Below are 15,989 nucleotides of genomic sequence, written 5' to 3'. Positions count from 1 at the left end.
CACCTCGCGGATCCGTCGTCTCCGGGAGTACCAGCCAGTGGCCTTGATCGTGCAGAAGTTCGGTGGATCGTCCGTCGCGGACGCCGAGAGCATCAAGCGCGTGGCGAAGCGGATCGTCCAGACGAAGAAGGCCGGCAACGACGTCGTCGTGGCCGTCTCGGCGATGGGCGACACCACCGACGAACTCGTCGACCTCGCGCACTCCGTGACCCCCATCCCCGCGGGTCGTGAACTCGACATGCTGCTGACCGCGGGGGAGCGCATCTCGATGGCGCTGCTCGCGATGGCGATCAAGAGCCTCGGGGTCGAAGCGTCCTCGTACACGGGCAGCCAGGCCGGCATGCTCACCGACGCCCAGCACGGCAAGGCCCGCATCGTCGACGTCACCCCGAAGCGCGTGCGTGAGGCGCTCGACGCCGGGCACGTCGCGATCGTCGCCGGCTTCCAGGGCTTCAACCGCACGACGGGCGAGATCACCACGCTCGGCCGCGGTGGCTCCGACACGACGGCCGTCGCCCTCGCCGCGGCGCTCGACGCCGACGTCTGCGAGATCTACACCGACGTCGACGGCATCTTCACCGCCGACCCGCGCGTGGTGCCGAAGGCCAAGAAGGTCGACCGCATCACGAGCGAGGAGATGCTCGAGCTCGCAGCTTCGGGTGCGAAGGTCCTCTACATCCGTGCCGTCGAGTACGCCCGCCGGCACGGGGTCACCCTGCACGTCCGCTCCTCCTTCAGCAACGCCGAGGGAACCATCGTCTACAACCCTGCAGAGGGGGAAACCGTGGAAGAACCGATCATCACCGGCATCGCCGGAGACCTCTCCGAAGGCAAGATCACCGTGGTCGGCGTGCCCGACACCCCGGGCAAGGCGGCGGAGATCTTCACGATCGTCGCCCGCGCCGGCGCGAACATCGACATGATCGTGCAGAACGTGTCGGCGTCGAACGGCCGCACCGACATCTCCTTCACGCTGCCGAAGGACCAGGGACAGAGCGTCCTGACCGCGCTGGGCGTCTCGCAGTCGGACATCGGCTTCGAGGGCATCCAGTACGACGACCAGATCGGCAAGCTCGCCCTGGTCGGCGCCGGCATGCGCACGAACGCCGGGGTCTCGGCGGCGCTCTTCCGCGCCCTGCACGAGGCGTCCATCAACATCGAGATGATCTCCACGTCGGAGATCCGCATCTCGGTCGTCACCCGTGCCGACACCCTCAACGAGGCGATGCGCGTGGTGCACAACGCGTTCGGTCTCGACGCCGACTCCGAGGCCGTCGTCTACGCCGGCACCGGCCGCTGACCCGTCAGGAGCACTGCATGAGCACCCTCACCGTCGCCGTCGTAGGCGCCACCGGCCAGGTCGGCGCCGTGATGCGCCGTCTCCTCGAGGAGCGCGCGTTCCCGGCGGACCGCGTCCGGTTCTTCGCGAGCGCCCGGTCCGCCGGCACGACCCTGCCGTTCCGCGGCGAGGAGATCGTCGTCGAGGACTCCGAGCTCGCCGACCCGTCCGGCATCGACATCGCGCTGTTCTCGGCCGGTGCCACAGCGTCGCGTGCCCTCGCGCCGAAGTTCGCGGCAGCCGGCGCCCTCGTCGTGGACAACTCCAGCGCCTGGCGCATGGACCCGGACGTCCCGCTCGTCGTGAGCGAGGTGAACCCGCACGCCATCGACCAGGCGCCGAAGGGCATCATCGCGAACCCGAACTGCACGACGATGGCGATCATGCCGGTGCTGAAGGTCCTCGACACCGAGGCCGGGCTCCGTCGTCTCGTCGCCACCACGTACCAGGCCGTCTCGGGCTCCGGGCTCGCCGGGGTCGAGGAACTGCTCGGCCAGGCGAAGGCGGCGCTCGAGCAGGACACCGCCGCCCTCACCCACGACGGTTCGGCCGTCACCTTCCCGGAGCCGGTCAAGTACGTCCGGCCGATCGCGTTCGACGTCGTCCCGCTCGCGGGCAGCATCGTCGACGACGGCCTCGGCGAGACCGACGAGGAGAAGAAGCTCCGCAACGAGAGCCGCAAGATCCTCGAGCTCCCGGACCTCCTGGTCGCCGGCACCTGCGTGCGGGTCCCGGTGTTCACCGGGCACTCGATCTCGGTGAACGCCGAGTTCGCCCGTCCGCTCTCCGCCGAGCGTGCTACGGAGATCCTGGCCGACGCCCCGGGCGTCGAGCTTGCGGAGGTGCCCACCCCGCTGCAGGCAGCCGGTCAGGACCCGACCTTCGTCGGCCGCATCCGCGCCGACCAGTCCGCGCCCGAGGGGCACGGTCTGGCGCTGTTCGTCAGCAACGACAACCTGCGCAAGGGTGCCGCGCTCAACGCGGTGCAGATCGCTGAGACGATCGTCGCGCGCCGCACGGTCGCCGCGTAGCGGCCAGTACTGCCAGGAGGCCCGTCCCGCGTCAGCGGGGCGGGCCTCCGCCGTGCGCGGCCCGGCCGGGGCGTGCGCCACGCATGGTGCGACGTTCCGGACAGGGTGCGAGCCTGCACGGCTCCCACGGTGTGCGGAAGCTCGCACGCTGCGGACCGCGGCCTGCGCGTCGGAGGTGGGCCGTGCCTCCAGTCCGTTGTTGGGCCGGTGCACGGCCATGCGCCGCTAGGATCGACGGGTGGCAGTGAAGCAGGTGGACCCCATCGACGTCGTCCTGGTCGGGGGAGGGATCATGAGCGCCACGCTCGGCGCGATCATCCACCGGCTGGAGCCCTCCTGGCGGATCCGCGTCTACGAGCGTCTGGGCACCGTCGCGCAGGAGAGCTCGAACCCGTGGAACAACGCCGGGACCGGGCACTCCGCACTCTGCGAGCTGAACTACACGCCCGAGCTCCCCGACGGCCGCGTCGACATCGCGAAGGCCGTGACGGTCAACGAGCAGTTCCAGGTGTCCCGACAGTTCTGGTCGTTCCTCGTCGAGACGGGTGCGCTGCCCGAGCCCTCGAACTTCATCAACCCGACCCCGCACATCTCGTTCGTGTGGGGTGCCGACAACGTCGAGTACATGCGCAAGCGGTACGAGGCGATGAAGGACCACCCGCTGTTCGCCGGCCTCGAGTTCTCCGACGACCCCGCACAGATCCGGAAGTGGGCGCCGGCGCTCATCCCGGGTCGCAAGAAGGACCAGCCGATCGCGGCGACGTACTCGGCGGCGGGCTCCGACGTCGACTTCGGTTCGCTGACCCGGCAGCTGTTCGACCAGCTCGAGATCGACGGTGTCGAGTTCGAACCGTCGCACCAGGTCACGAACCTGACCCGGTCGAAGGTCAGCGACGGCTGGGTCCTCGACGTCCGCAACGACGTGGGCCGGTCGACGCAGCGGATCGCCGCGAAGTTCGTCTTCGTCGGTGCCGGTGGCGGTGCCCTGCACCTGCTGCAGAAGTCCGGGATCCCCGAGATCCGCGGTTACGGCGGGTTCCCGGTGTCGGGGGAGTTCCTCCGCACCGACGACCCCGAGGTCGTGCAGAAGCACTCGGCGAAGGTCTACGGCAAGGCCAGTGTCGGTGCGCCGCCGATGTCGGTGCCGCACCTCGACACCCGCATCGTCGACGGCAACGCCTCGCTGATGTTCGGCCCGTACGCCGGGTTCAGCCCGAAGTTCCTGAAGCAGGGTTCGCTGCTCGACCTGTTCAAGTCGATCCGGCCGCACAACCTCCGCCCGATGCTGAGCGTCGCGTTCTCGAACTTCGACCTCGTCCGCTACCTCATCGGCCAGCTGCTCGCGTCGAAGCAGACGAAGTTCGACGCGCTGCGCGACTTCATGCCGAGCGCGGAGCCGGAGAACTGGCACCGCATCACGGCCGGGCAGCGTGTCCAGGTCATCAAGCCGGACAAGGAAAAGGGCGGCGTCCTGCAGTTCGGGACCGAGGTCATCACCGCGGCGGACGGTTCCGTGGCGGGGCTCCTCGGAGCCAGCCCGGGCGCGTCCACTGCCGTCCCGATCATGTTCGGCCTGCTGCGGAAGTGCTTCCCCGACCGCTGGGACCGCTGGGAGGAAGCCGTCCGCGTGATGGTGCCGACCTACGGGCAGGACCTGGGGAACGACGCGGAACTCGCCGACCAGACCCTGGAGCGCACCGCGAAGGTCCTCGGACTGCACCACTGACCCACCCCCGCTTGCAGGTCGTTCGAACATGTGTTCGAATGACTGCATGCGATGGAGTGGGCAGGCGCTCGACGCCTCGCGGAGCGATGCGCTCCCTGGGCTCGAGTCGAACAGCGGGTTCGTCCGCAGTGTGACGACCCCGGAGTTCGCCGGTGTGACCTTCCACGAGGTCCTGGCGAAGAGTGCGCTGAACCGAGTCCCGGCGGCGGACGGCAGCGGCACGTACGGGTGGACGATCAACCCGTACCGCGGGTGCAGCCACGCGTGCGTGTACTGCTTCGCTCGGCCGACGCACACCTACCTGGAGTTCGACGGCGGGGCGGACTTCGACCAGCAGATCGTCGTGAAGACGAACGTGGCCGACGTGCTCCACCGGGAGCTCACGAAGCCGACCTGGGATCGCCACCCGGTAGCGCTCGGCACGAACACCGACCCGTACCAGCGCGCCGAGGGCAAGTACCGGCTGATGCCGGGCGTCATCCGCGCGCTGGCCGACTCCGGCACCCCGTTCAGCATCCTGACGAAGGGCACGCTGCTCCGCCGGGACATCCCGCTGCTGGTCGAGGCAGCGCGGTCCGTGCCGGTCGACCTGGCGATGTCGATCGCTGTGTACGACGACGAACTGCAGCAGCAGGTCGAGCCGGGCACCCCGACGACGGCTGCGCGGCTGGCGACGGTGCGGGCCATCCGGGACGCCGGCCTCGACTGCTCGGTGTTCCTGATGCCGGTGCTCCCGTACATCACGGACACCCGGGCGCATCTCGACGACGCGATCGGACGGGCCGCCGCGGCCGGGGCGACGAGCGTCATGTACTCCGCGCTGCACCTGCGGCCCGGGGTGAAGCCGTGGTGGTTCGAGTGGCTCGGGCGCACCCGACCGGACCTGGTGCAGCGGTACCGCTCGATGTACCTCGACAACACCTACGCCCCGAAGGACTACCGGCGGTGGCTGGCCGAACGGGTGCGGCCGATCCTCCGGGCCCACGGGCTCGGACTCGGCCGTGTCGACCCGGCGACGGGGTCGATGGGCTTCTCCAACCGCGCGGGGGACCGACCCACGGCCGTGCAGCTGGACGACGGCACGGAGCAGTCGACTCCCGCGACCTCGCCGCTGAAGCGCGCCGATCCGGGGTACGACCGTCGACTCACCCCGCGCCGACCGGAGGACGCCGTGCCGACGCTGTTCTGAGATGCCTCGGCTCGGTGCGGTTCCTGAGTACCCGTCGGTCCGTGTTCGGGGGACACCACGGAACGCAGAAGTGCCGGTAACATCGAGCGGGTCGCCGAACGCCCCGTCGAACGGGGTACACGATCACGCTGACGGTGGTTGGATCGTGGGCGTCGTACCCGCTCGTCCGGAAGGTCCCCACACCCGTGCTCGGCATCCCCACGCACCTCGCTCCGCGAGTCAACGCGTGGTCGACCGTGCGGGCCTTCCACGCGGCAGCCATCGGGTCGCTCGCGGCCGCCGCCGTCGCCCTGCTCCTCTTCCGACTGGCCGACCCCGACGTCCGCGTGGTCGGAGCTGTCCTGGCGCTGGTCCCGATGCTCGGCATGATCGCGGTGCACGTGCAGTTCGGCACGTGGCGCTCAGCGGTCGCGTTCCTCGTCGTCGGTGGCGTCTGCGCGTGGTGGTTCGCCGTCGTGGTGCAGCGTGAGGTCCCGGCCGGGTGGGTCGTGTCCTACCTGCTGTCCCTGTCCGTCATCCCCTTGGTGCTCGTCGGTGGTGCGGGTGCCGTCGCGGGACGGGTCGCGATGTGGTCGATCGCGGGCTTCCTGGTCGGCCGTGTCGCGACGTCGATCGCCATCCTGCAGGCCGGCGGGTCGTCGCACCCGCTCGTGCTCGCGTGGGTGACGCTGGCGTTCGTCATCGCCCTCGTCCTGTTCACGAGCCGCAACACCGCGCGCTCCGAGCGGGTCCAGCCCGAGCTGCTGCGTTCGGCGCGTGAGGAGCACGTCTCCGCCTACCGCGCCGGTGTCGAGGCCGAGGCGGCCGCGATCCTGCACGACACGGTCCTGAACCACCTCGGTGCGATCGCACTGGCGCCGGACGGGCCGATGGACCCGCAGCTGGCCCGGACGGTCGAGGCCGACGTCGCGATGCTCATCGGCAAGGAGTGGCTCGCGCCCGCCGGGCGGCAGTCCGGCCCGGAGTCGGGTGTCGCGGTCCGGGCGTTCGAGCACATGGTCGACGACCACCGCGACCACGGGCTCGACGTGACGGTCACGGGCGACCCCGCGGCGCTGAGTCGACTCGACCAGGCGGCGATGACGGCGGTCCTCCGGGCCGTCGGGCAGTGCCTGGCGAACGTCCGGAAGCACGCGGACACCGATGCCGCCGAGGTCAGCGTGTTCGACGACGGCGCCGCCTGCACGGTCATGGTCGTCGACGACGGACGCGGGTTCGACGAATCGGCGACGAGTCCGGACCGGATGGGCCTGCGCGGGTCCGTCCGGGAGCGCATCGGCCGTGTCGGCGGTGACGTGCAGGTCTGGTCGTCACCGGGGTCCGGCACGAGCGTGATGATGACGGTTCCGTACGGCGCGGTGACGGGGACGATCCCCACCGTGGCCCCGGACGGATCGGGGGTGCACCGGTGAGGGCCCGCACGGAGGGGCCGCGCACGGCGCAGCAGTACGACCCGCTCGGAGCGATGGGATCGCGCCCGCTCGCGATCGTGCTCGGCGCGTGCGGTGTCCTCTGGGCACTGCTCGTGTCCGTCTTCGGCCGTGACGTCGCCGGCAGCCCGACGTTGAGCGCGCTCACCGTGCTGCTCGTCGCGGCCTCGGGCACGGTCGTCTTCGTCGCGTCGAGTCCGTTCCGTGCCCCGTTCCCGCGGTGGGCGTTCGTCCTGCACGTGGCGCTCCTCGCCACCGCCACCGTCACGAGTGTCGCGGCGCAGTGGGGACCCGACCGCAGCGCCCTGAACGACTTCATGTCCCTGCTGACGGCGACCGGCATCGTGATGACCGCCCCGTACCGGCCGTGGACCGACCTGACCGTGGGCGGCATCGTCCTGGCCGTCGTCGCCGGCGCGTCGTGGGGCATCGGCGCCGCCGCGTTCCCGCACCACGTCCCGATCGGCGTCGCCGGGTTCCTGGCGGCGGCGCCGACGCTCGTGCTCACGGCGGCGTCCGCGGTGTTCGCCTGGACGTTCGCGGGGCTCGCCGAGCGCGTGCAGATCCGTGCCGGGTCGTACTCGGTCGAGCGTGCGGAGCGGGACGGCATCGCCGAGAGCGTGCAGCGGGACCGTTCGACGATCCTGGCGCGGGACGTCGCGCCGTTCCTCGCCGAGCTCCGGACGCGCGAGGTCATCACCGACGCCGACCGTGCCCGGGCCCGGGAGATCGCGGACGGGATCCGGCGCTCGATGGTCGCCGACGCCGACCGGACCTGGTTCGAGCACGCGGTGACCGCGGACGGCGGGGGAGCCGCCGTCGTGGACGACCCGGACGGCCTCATCGCGACGCTCGACGCCGACCAGCGCACCGTCGTCCGGACGTTCCTGCGTGCGGCACTCCGTGCGACCACCGTCGACCCCGCCGGCTTCCGCGCGACGATCGGTCGTGCCCCGGACACGACCGACCGGGTGGCCGTCTCGATCGACCTCGCCGTCGCCGACTCCGACGTCGGCATCCACCGCGCCTTCGACCCGTACTTCGCGGTCCTCCGCGTGACGTTCCCCGACCTGGACGTCGCGGTCCGACCCTCCGCCCTCGCACTAAGGTTCTCCTATGACCAGCACTGACCCGAGCCGGATCACGGATGGCATGCCGGCCATCCCGAACCCGGGGACACGACGCGTGCGGCTGGCGATCCTCGACGACCACGAGGTGCTGTTGGACAGCCTGTCGAGCTGGATCGCGGTGAACGCCTTCGACTTCGACCTGGCGCTGACGGCCCACACGTGGCTCGAGATGGTGCACAGCGAGAACTTCCCGACCGACCTGGTGTTCCTGGACTTCCAGCTCAAGGAACCCGTCTCGATCGAGGCCCGGGTGCGCACCTGCCGCGCGGCCGGAGCGAAGGTCATCGTGTTGTCGAGCGTCGACAGCCGGGAGTCCCGCGACCGCGCCCTGGCCGCCGGCGCCGCTGCCTTCCTGTCGAAGTCGCTGCCGATGCGTGAGGTCATGGACGTCGCGCGCGAGATCATGGGCGTCGCCCGGGACACCCCGCCGCAGCGCGACTGGCGTCCGCTGCCGACCGGGGCGAACGCGCACCAGCGGCCGAAGCTCAGCCACGGCGAGGAAGAGGCGCTGCGCCTGTACGTGTCGGGGTACTCGACGAACGAGGTCGCCGCGCAGATGAACGTGCAGTACGAGACCGCGAAGACCTACCTCCGGCGCGTCCGTGAGAAGTACAGCAAGGTCGGTCGTCCGGCGTCGAAGAAGTCCGACCTGATCCGTCGCGCGGCCGAGGACGGGTTCCTCGCGTAGTGGCGAAGCTCTACTTCCGCTACGGCGCGATGAACAGCGGCAAGAGCACCGGGCTGCTGCAGGCGGCCTACAACTACGAGGAGCGCGGTCACCGGGTCCTGCTCGCGAAGCCGTCGGTGGACACCAAGGGCGACCGTGAGATCGTCTCCCGGCTGGGTGTCACGCGCACTGTCGACATCGTGTTCACGCCCGGTGCCGACGTCCGGTCCGCCGTCACCGCGGCGGGTGCCGTCGACCCGGAGTCCGGCCGGCTCGACGGCATGGTCCGGCCCGTCAGCTGCGTGCTGGTGGACGAGGCGCAGTTCCTCACGCCGCGACAGGTCGACGACCTGCTCCGCATCGCCGTCCTCGACGAGGTCCCGGTGATCGCGTACGGCATCCGTACCGACTTCCGCACCGAGGCGTTCCCCGGCAGCGCCCGCCTGCTCGAGGTCGCGCACTCGCTCGAGGAGCTCAAGACCATCTGCCGCTGCGGCCGCAAGGCGGTCTTCAACGCCCGCAAGGTCGACGGCCGGTTCGTCTTCGACGGTTCACAGGTGGCGATCGACGGCGTCGACGTCACCTACGAGTCGCTCTGCGCCAACTGCTACCTGACGGAGTCCGGCGGCCGCCTCGACGGCGACTGACGGGTCCGCCGGGTCGCGTCGTGCAGACGCGACCGTCTGGCGGCCTGGAGGCACGGTGCGGGCCCGCCCCGCGCCTCCCGGCCGGTGGGTGGTGCGGAATGCACGTGCGTCGGGTGGCGTTGGTGACCACATGAGCGACGCTTCCGTGCACCTGTCCGTCCTCGATCTGGCCACACGCGAGTACGGCCAGTCCAACACCGAAGCCCTGCAGGGCTCCATCGACATGGCGGTGCACGCCGAGAAGCTCGGCTACGAGCGCTTCTGGGTCGCCGAGCACCACGGCATGCCGGGCATCACCTCGTCCGCGCCGGCGGTGCTCCTGAGCGCCGTGGGGGCCGCGACGTCCACGATCCGCATCGGCTCCGGCGGCGTGATGCTGCCGAACCACGCTCCGCTCGTCGTCGCGGAGCAGTTCGGCACCCTGCGCGCGCTGTACGGCGACCGGGTCGACCTCGGCCTCGGTCGTGCGCCGGGGACCGACGGGGCGACCGCGATGGCGCTGCGCCGGACCGACCGTCTCGACGTCGACGACTTCCCGGACCGGCTCGCCGACCTCATCGGGTTCTTCACCGGGATGGACGAGTCGAACCCGCTCGCACGGATCCGTGCGGTGCCCGGGTACGGGGACGTGCCGGAGTTCTGGCTGCTCGGGTCCTCCGGGTACAGCGCGCAGGTCGCCGGAGCACTCGGTGTCTCGTTCGCCTTCGCGCACCACTTCGCGTCGGACAACACCGAGGCGGCGCTCGCGCTGTACCGCGACTCGTTCCGGCCGTCGCGCTTCCGGCAGACACCGAACGCCCTGATCGGCGTGCAGGTCGTCACCGACGAGGACCCGGCCGTCGTCGACGAGCAGAGCGCTCCCGGCATGATCTCCTTCATCCGGATGCGGCAGGGTGCGAAGCCCGAGCCGGTGTCGATGGAGGAAGCACGGGCGTACGAGTTCAGCGACCTCGAGCGCCGCTTCATCGCGGCGCGCACGGAGCGGCAGGCCTACGGGAACGCCGACCAGGTCGCGACGAAGATCAACGCCCTGGTCGAATCGACCGGCGCGGACGGCGTGATCGTCGCTCCGGGGGCTGCGCAGGCGCGGTACCGGCACCAGGCGCTGGACGTCGTCGCGGGCCTGCACGCCGAAGGGCGCCTCGTGCGTGCCGGGGCGGGCGCGTCGGTCTGACGCGTCGTCGTCCCGTCGCGTCGTCGTCCTGTCCCGTCGTCGTCCTTCGAGTGAGCAGGAATCGTCGGGTCGCCGCACGGCTCTCGACGATTTCTGCTCCGTCGACGCCAGCGCGGGCCGGCGTCCCGACCTAGGCGAGGAGGCCGAGCCGAGTCGCGGTGGCGATCGCGGCCACGCGGGACCCCACGTCGAGCTTCCGGAAGACGTTGTAGACGTGCCGCTTGACCGTGCCCACGGCGAGCCCCAGGTCTGCGGCGATCTCGGCGTTGGACCGAGCGGACGCGATGAGCCGCAGGACCTCGAGTTCGCGGTCGCTGAGAGGTGAGCCCGCGCGGGCCTCGGTGACGAGGTCGATCGGGAACGTGACCGGTGCCGCATCGGTGCTCGTCGCTCGGACGATCCGGTCGACGAGCTCCCGGCTCGGGGTGTCCTTCGTGACGAAGTCCACCGCGCCGGCGTCGAGGAGCGCCCGGCGCAGCACGGCGTCGCGGTGCATGGTCAGCACGACGACGGCGATGCCCGGGTGGTTCCGACGCACCGTGGCGATGGTCGTCCGCGCCGGGGGACCGTCGAGCTCCACGTCGAGCAGCAGGACGTCGATGGCCGGGGCCTCGGGGGAGTCGAGCACGTCGGCGGGCCGCTCACCGTGCGCCACGACGCGGATGGTCGGCACCGACGACAGGATCGTTGCGAGGCCCTCGCGGAAGAGTCGGTGGTCGTCGACGATCGCGACGTGCGTGATGCCGGTCACAGTGCTCCGATCGGGATGGTGAGCCGGACGGTGGTGCCGTGCCCCGGGGTGCTCTCGACGGCGAGCACCGCCCCGATGAGGCCGGCTCGCTCGCGCATCGTCAGCTGCCCGAGCCGACCGTCGGCCGTTGCCGTGGTGTCGAAGCCGGGGCCGTCGTCGGAGACCGTCGCCGTGACTGCCCGCTCTGACCAGGCGAACTCCACCGTGGCCGTCGACCCGGACGCGTGCTTCCGCCAGTTCGTCAGCGCCTCGAGCAGGATCGTGAGGGCCTCCTCGGCCTTCCAGTTCGGCAGCGTCACGGGCGTACCGGAGGACCTGATCGCGACGGCGCTCTCGGCGGGGAACAGGTCGCGTGTGTGCCGGGCGAGCGCGGCGTCGAGCAGGTCGTCGCCGACCCGCGCGTGCAGCGAGACCGCGAGGTCCTGCACCTCGCCGAGGGCACCGCGCAGCAGCCGTGCGGCGTCCTCGAGCTGCGTCGTCCGCTCGGGCGCCGGGGGATCGGTGAGCAGGGTGAGGTCGACCCGCTGGAGCCCCGCGAGGATGCCGTGCGCGACCCGGTCGTGCAGGTCCCGGGCGATCTGCGTCCGGGAGTCCATGTGCGCCGTCGTGACGCGCTGCCGCAGCGCTTCCGTGTAGGCGATGGCCCCGGCGGGGAAGCGGCTCCAGATGCCGGCGTGGAGCGCTCTGGTGGCACGGAGGACGTCGGTCGTGCTCGATGCTCCGACCTCGTCGACGAACACTGGCAGGTAGGCGTCGAAGAGGACCTCTGCCGCGAGCATCGCGCCGGCCGGGTGCTGGGCGTGCTCGGCGTGCAGTGCTCCGGTCGCGAGGTGCGCGGGGTCGAGGTACGAGTCGCTCACGACACTCGACTCGGCGCCGGCGGCGTAGCGCTCGTGGGCCTCGGCGACCATCGACGTGACGTTCTCGAGCAGGCTCTGGGCCATCACGGGGTCGTCGGCGAGTTCGGGGAAGCGCGCACCGATCTGCGCGAGGACGGAGGCGAGCGGTGCGGGGATGTCCATGGCGGATCGAGCGTATCCCGATCGCCGCAGGTGCCATCGGGTGGCGACGCTGGATGGGCCTGCGGACACATGCGCCGCGACGGTAAAGCAGAAGGCCCCGGTTCCGGAGAACCAGGGCCTTCTTCTGTACTGTCTCAACACAGTGTCGGGGTGACAGGATTTGAACCTGCGACCTCCTCGTCCCGAACGAGGCGCGCTACCAAGCTGCGCCACACCCCGCGGTGTGATCGCTCCGTGGCCGGAGCAACCCCAGAAGTCTATCCGATGATCAGGTGTGCTGGTGACCATCGAGCGAACTCCCGGGCGCGTCGCCCCGTGGGATCAGTCGGTGCGGGCGGTCAGCGTGACGACCACTGCCTCGGGACGGCACGAGAACCGCACCGGCGCGTAGATCGACGTGCCGATGCCCGCCGAGACCTCGAGCCACGACCAGTGCCCACGGTGCTGCCACTTGTGGAGACCACTGACGTAGCGGCGCGGCAGGTCGCTGTTCGTCACGAGCGCCCCGACGCCCGGCACCTGGACCTGGCCGCCGTGGGTGTGCCCGGCGAAGACGATGTCGGCACCCTGGGTCACGAAGGCGTCGAGCACACGGCGGTACGGCGCGTGGGTGACGCCGATGGCGACGGGGGAGGGGCCGTCCTCGTCCTCCGACCACGGCACCTCGCCGCGCATCTCGTCGACGTTCGTCGGCAGGAGGTCGAGGCGGTCCCAGCCGCGGTGGGCGTCGGACGTGCCGAAGAGCTCGAAGCGGGAGCCCTTGAGTTCGATCGCGCGCGCCTGGTCGTTGAGGTCGAGCCACCCGAGCGACTCGAAGAACGCCGTCTGCCGGTCGATGTCGAGCTCGACCGGTCGGCGCTCCGAGTGCATCTTGCTCGGGCCGGAGAAGTACTTGAACGGGTTGCGCGGCGACGGACCGTAGAAGTCGTTCGACCCGTGCGCGAACGCACCGGGGACGCCGCGGAACGGTTCCAGCGCGTACTCCACCGCGGCGTTCGCGGTGGGGTGCCCGAGGTTGTCGCCGGTGTTCACGATGAAGTCCGGCTCGACCAGGCTGAGGTCGCGAAGCCACTGCTGCTTGTCGGCCTGCCACGGTGCCATGTGGATGTCCGACAGGTGCAGGACGACGACGTCACGCGACCCCGGCGGCAGCACCGGGACGGTCTCCCAGCGGATGCCGAACCGGCGCCGCTCGACGAGCGACCCCCACGCCGCCGTGGCGGCACCGACGGCCGCGCCCGCTGCGAGGACCCCGAGCGCGGCGCGACCGCGGGTCACTTGCAGTCCTTGGGCGCCTTGCCGTTCTTGTCGCCGTACAGCGTCAGCGTGATCGTCGTGTCCTTGCCGGCGTTCGTGTGGATTCCGGGGTCGACGGACGCGACGACGCACTCGCGATCGCCGCCGCCCTTGACGTAGTTCTCACCGATGGCGACGTTCGCGAAGCCCACCTGCGACAGCTGTGCGCGGGCGTCGGCCAACGTCTTGTTCGTCACCTCGGGGACCTGCAGCTGCGAGCCGTCCGACGTGTACACCGTGACGCTCGAACCGCTCGACAGCAGCGAGTCCGCGGACGGCGAGGTCGAGGTGACCGTGCCGGCGGCCTGTGCACCGGGCTGTGCGCCACCGTCGACGTAGGTGAAGCCGGCAGCGGCGAGGGCGGCCTTGGCATCGGCGGCGCTCTTGCCCGTGACGTCCGGGACGGCCTTGCTGTTGCCACGGAGTGCTGACGGCGACGGGTCCGTGAACGGGCCGGCCGGGTACAGGGCGTTCAGCGGGGCCTGCGCCTTCTGCCATGCGTAGGCACGGTATGCCGCGTACGTGCCGCTCACGCCGTTGCTGTAGTGGCGGAGGTTGGTCTTACCGCCGTCGGTGTTGCCCTGCCAGTACGCGGTCGCGACACGCGAGCTGCCGCCGACGAGCCAGATCTGGTCGGCGTCGTCGGTGGTGCCGGTCTTGCCGAACAGCTGCGTGCCGTCGGGCGTCTGGGCGCCGACCGCCGTACCGACCGAGATGGTGCGCTTCATGGCGTAGACGGCCGACTGCGCCACGGACGGGTCGACGACCTGCTTGCAGCTCTTCGGCTGGCCGCCCAGGCTCTTGCCCTCGGCGTTGGTCACGTTGTCGATCGCGATCGGGGCGCAGTACGTGCCGTTGTTCGCGATGCCGGCGTACGCGGCGGCCATCGTCAGCGGCGCGATGTTGTTCGTGCCGAGGATGGAGGACGGGTACGAGTTCAGCTCGGTCTTGTCGTCACCCGAGTGCACGCCGAAGTCCTCGGCGGTCTGCTTGATGTCGCAGAGGTCGAGCTTCGCGCCCATGGAGGCGAACGCGGCGTTCACCGAGGCGGCCGTGGCGGCGATGACGGTGAAGTTGCCCTTCTCGCCAGCGGAGTCGTTCTTCGGCGCCCAGTTCGTGTACGTCGGCTCGCCGCAGTGCTGCCACACGGGGGTGTTGTGCGGCGTGCCGTTGACGACCTCGTTCAGACCGTGCCCGGCCTTGAGCCAGTCGAGCAGCGTGAAGACCTTGTACGTCGAGCCGACCTGGAAGCCGATGCCGCCGCCGTACTTCTTGTCGACGCTGTAGTTGATGGACGTGGACGTCGGCGGGGACTTCAGGGACTGGTCGTAGTCCTTGTTCTGCGCCATCGTCAGGATGCGGCCGGAGCCGACCTCGACCGAGTCGAGCGCCGCACCGAGCTTGAAGGCGGTCTCCGCCTTGTTGTCGTAGGTGTTGAGCACCTGCTTCTGCTGGGCGTTCGCGTCGATGTCGAGCGTGGTCTGGATCTTGTAGCCGCCGTTGCGCCAGGCGGTGTTGCGTTCCTTCGCCGTGGCGCCGAGCTGGGACATCTCCTTGACGACCTGCACCGCGTAGTCGCAGAAGAACTGCGAGCCGTCACCGACGGAGGCCTTGCAGCCCTGCGACGGCTCGGTCAGGTGGACGTAGTCCTTCGGGTTCGAGGCGACCGCCTGGTCGTACTCGGCCTTCGTCAGGTGCTTCTGCGCGTACATCGACTTGAGGATGACGTTCCGGCGAGCGACGTTGGCGTCGTAGTACTTCGGGTTCGACAGGTTGCGCGTGTTCGGGGACTGCACGATCGCGAGGATCGAGGCGGCCTCGGCCGGGGTGAGGTCGGTCGCGCTCTTGTTGTAGTAGTGCTGCGCGGCGGCCTGCACGCCGTAGGTCTGGTCGCCGAAGTACGCGATGTTGAGGTACCCGGTGAGGATCTCCTTGTGGGTGTACTTCTTCGCGAGGCCGATCGCGAGCTTCATCTCCTCGAGCTTGCGGGGGATGGTCTGCTCGACCGCGTCGTTGTAGGCCTTGAGGCGCTCTTCCTGCGTGGGGAGCTCGAGCGCCTGGTTCATCTTGATGTTGCGGACGAGCTGCATCGTCAGCGTCGAGCCACCACCGGACTCACCGAGCCCACCGGCGAGCGACCCCACGCCTGCGCGGACGAGCGAGGTCATGTCGACGCCGCCGTGGTCGTAGAAGCGCTTGTCCTCGCCGTCGATCGCCGCGTTCTTCAGCTGGTCGCTGATCTGGTCGAACTTGAGCTCCTGGCGGTTCTGGTCGTAGACCGTCGCGAAGTGCACGCTCTTGCCGCCCTGGTACGCGTACAGCTCGTTGCGCTGCGGGAGGTCACCGATCTCGATGTACTCCGGCAGGGACTCGAACACGCCGATCGTGGACGTCGTCGTGACACCGGCCACCGCGATCGCGGGGGTGACACCGATCGTGACGAGCAGACCGGCGAGCACACTGAAACCGACGAAACCGACGAAGGCGCCGACTGCAGAGACGGGCTTGGTCCGCGAGGCAGACGTCTTCTGGGCAGACATAGGATGCAGCCTAAACGACACCGCCGACTGAAAGGCTGGCAAGGATC

The 15,989-nt window shown here is 70.2% G+C and carries 13 protein-coding genes and 1 tRNA gene; 9 read left to right on the top strand and 5 right to left on the bottom strand.

Annotated elements, in window-relative coordinates; translation table 11 throughout:
* The first annotated feature begins 37 nt into the window (after positions 1-37).
* The 9 genes from ABIC61_RS06850 (at position 38) to ABIC61_RS06810 (ending at position 10,333) form a co-directional block, all read left to right on the top strand.
* Positions 38-1,300, top strand: coding sequence for an aspartate kinase (locus ABIC61_RS06850; protein ID WP_144752679.1), 1,263 nt, complete (start codon positions 38-40; stop codon positions 1,298-1,300).
* Between the two features lie 17 nt (positions 1,301-1,317).
* Positions 1,318-2,370, top strand: coding sequence for an aspartate-semialdehyde dehydrogenase (locus ABIC61_RS06845; protein WP_079236552.1), 1,053 nt, complete (start codon positions 1,318-1,320; stop codon positions 2,368-2,370).
* A gap of 238 nt (positions 2,371-2,608) precedes the next feature.
* Positions 2,609-4,096: a malate:quinone oxidoreductase gene (locus ABIC61_RS06840; protein WP_354029312.1), complete on the top strand. Its 1,488-nt coding sequence runs from the start codon at positions 2,609-2,611 to the stop codon at positions 4,094-4,096.
* 46 nt (positions 4,097-4,142) lie between these two features.
* The gene (locus ABIC61_RS06835) at positions 4,143-5,285 is read left to right on the top strand and encodes an Rv2578c family radical SAM protein (RefSeq protein ID WP_354029311.1); all 1,143 of its coding nucleotides are present in this window, start codon (positions 4,143-4,145) and stop codon (positions 5,283-5,285) included.
* A 134-nt stretch (positions 5,286-5,419) separates the two neighbouring features.
* Positions 5,420-6,697, top strand: a complete 1,278-nt coding sequence (locus tag ABIC61_RS06830; RefSeq protein ID WP_354029310.1) for a sensor histidine kinase — start codon at positions 5,420-5,422, stop codon at positions 6,695-6,697.
* Complete coding sequence (locus tag ABIC61_RS06825) at positions 6,694-7,845, top strand: hypothetical protein (protein ID WP_354029309.1); 1,152 nt, start codon at positions 6,694-6,696, stop codon at positions 7,843-7,845. The genes ABIC61_RS06830 and ABIC61_RS06825 overlap by 4 nt, the downstream gene beginning before the upstream one ends.
* Positions 7,832-8,533 carry a response regulator transcription factor gene (locus ABIC61_RS06820; RefSeq protein WP_260852606.1) on the top strand — a complete coding sequence of 234 codons (702 nt, stop codon included), beginning with the start codon at positions 7,832-7,834 and terminating at the stop codon, positions 8,531-8,533. The genes ABIC61_RS06825 and ABIC61_RS06820 overlap by 14 nt, the downstream gene beginning before the upstream one ends.
* The gene (locus ABIC61_RS06815; RefSeq protein ID WP_354029308.1) at positions 8,533-9,159 is read left to right on the top strand and encodes a thymidine kinase; all 627 of its coding nucleotides are present in this window, start codon (positions 8,533-8,535) and stop codon (positions 9,157-9,159) included. Before ABIC61_RS06820 ends, ABIC61_RS06815 begins: the two co-directional genes overlap by 1 nt.
* 130 nt (positions 9,160-9,289) lie before the next feature.
* Entirely contained in the window at positions 9,290-10,333 is a 1,044-nt protein-coding gene (locus tag ABIC61_RS06810; RefSeq protein ID WP_354029307.1) for an LLM class flavin-dependent oxidoreductase, read from the top strand.
* A gap of 130 nt (positions 10,334-10,463) precedes the next feature.
* Here the strand turns inward: ABIC61_RS06810 and ABIC61_RS06805 are convergent, their stop codons facing one another.
* The 5 genes from ABIC61_RS06805 to ABIC61_RS06785 all read right to left on the bottom strand — a co-directional run bounded on the left by ABIC61_RS06805 (position 10,464) and on the right by ABIC61_RS06785 (position 15,942).
* Positions 10,464-11,084 carry a response regulator transcription factor gene (locus tag ABIC61_RS06805; protein ID WP_354029306.1) on the bottom strand — a complete coding sequence of 207 codons (621 nt, stop codon included), beginning with the start codon at positions 11,082-11,084 and terminating at the stop codon, positions 10,464-10,466.
* Positions 11,081-12,106, bottom strand: a complete 1,026-nt coding sequence (locus tag ABIC61_RS06800; RefSeq protein ID WP_354029305.1) for a sensor histidine kinase — start codon at positions 12,104-12,106, stop codon at positions 11,081-11,083. The genes ABIC61_RS06805 and ABIC61_RS06800 overlap by 4 nt, the downstream gene beginning before the upstream one ends.
* Before the next feature lie 145 nt (positions 12,107-12,251).
* Positions 12,252-12,325 (bottom strand) — tRNA-Pro (locus ABIC61_RS06795).
* A 102-nt stretch (positions 12,326-12,427) separates the two neighbouring features.
* Positions 12,428-13,384, bottom strand: coding sequence for a metallophosphoesterase (locus tag ABIC61_RS06790; RefSeq protein ID WP_354029304.1), 957 nt, complete (start codon positions 13,382-13,384; stop codon positions 12,428-12,430).
* The gene (locus ABIC61_RS06785) at positions 13,381-15,942 is read right to left on the bottom strand and encodes a transglycosylase domain-containing protein (RefSeq protein ID WP_354029303.1); all 2,562 of its coding nucleotides are present in this window, start codon (positions 15,940-15,942) and stop codon (positions 13,381-13,383) included. Before ABIC61_RS06785 ends, ABIC61_RS06790 begins: the two co-directional genes overlap by 4 nt.
* Positions 15,943-15,989 lie beyond the last annotated feature (47 nt).

This window comes from Curtobacterium sp. 1544 (genome assembly GCF_040544915.1).
Lineage (GTDB): Bacteria > Actinomycetota > Actinomycetes > Actinomycetales > Microbacteriaceae > Curtobacterium > Curtobacterium pusillum_C.
Note: the sequence above shows the minus strand (reverse complement) of the source record. Positions and strands in the feature narration are given on the sequence as shown.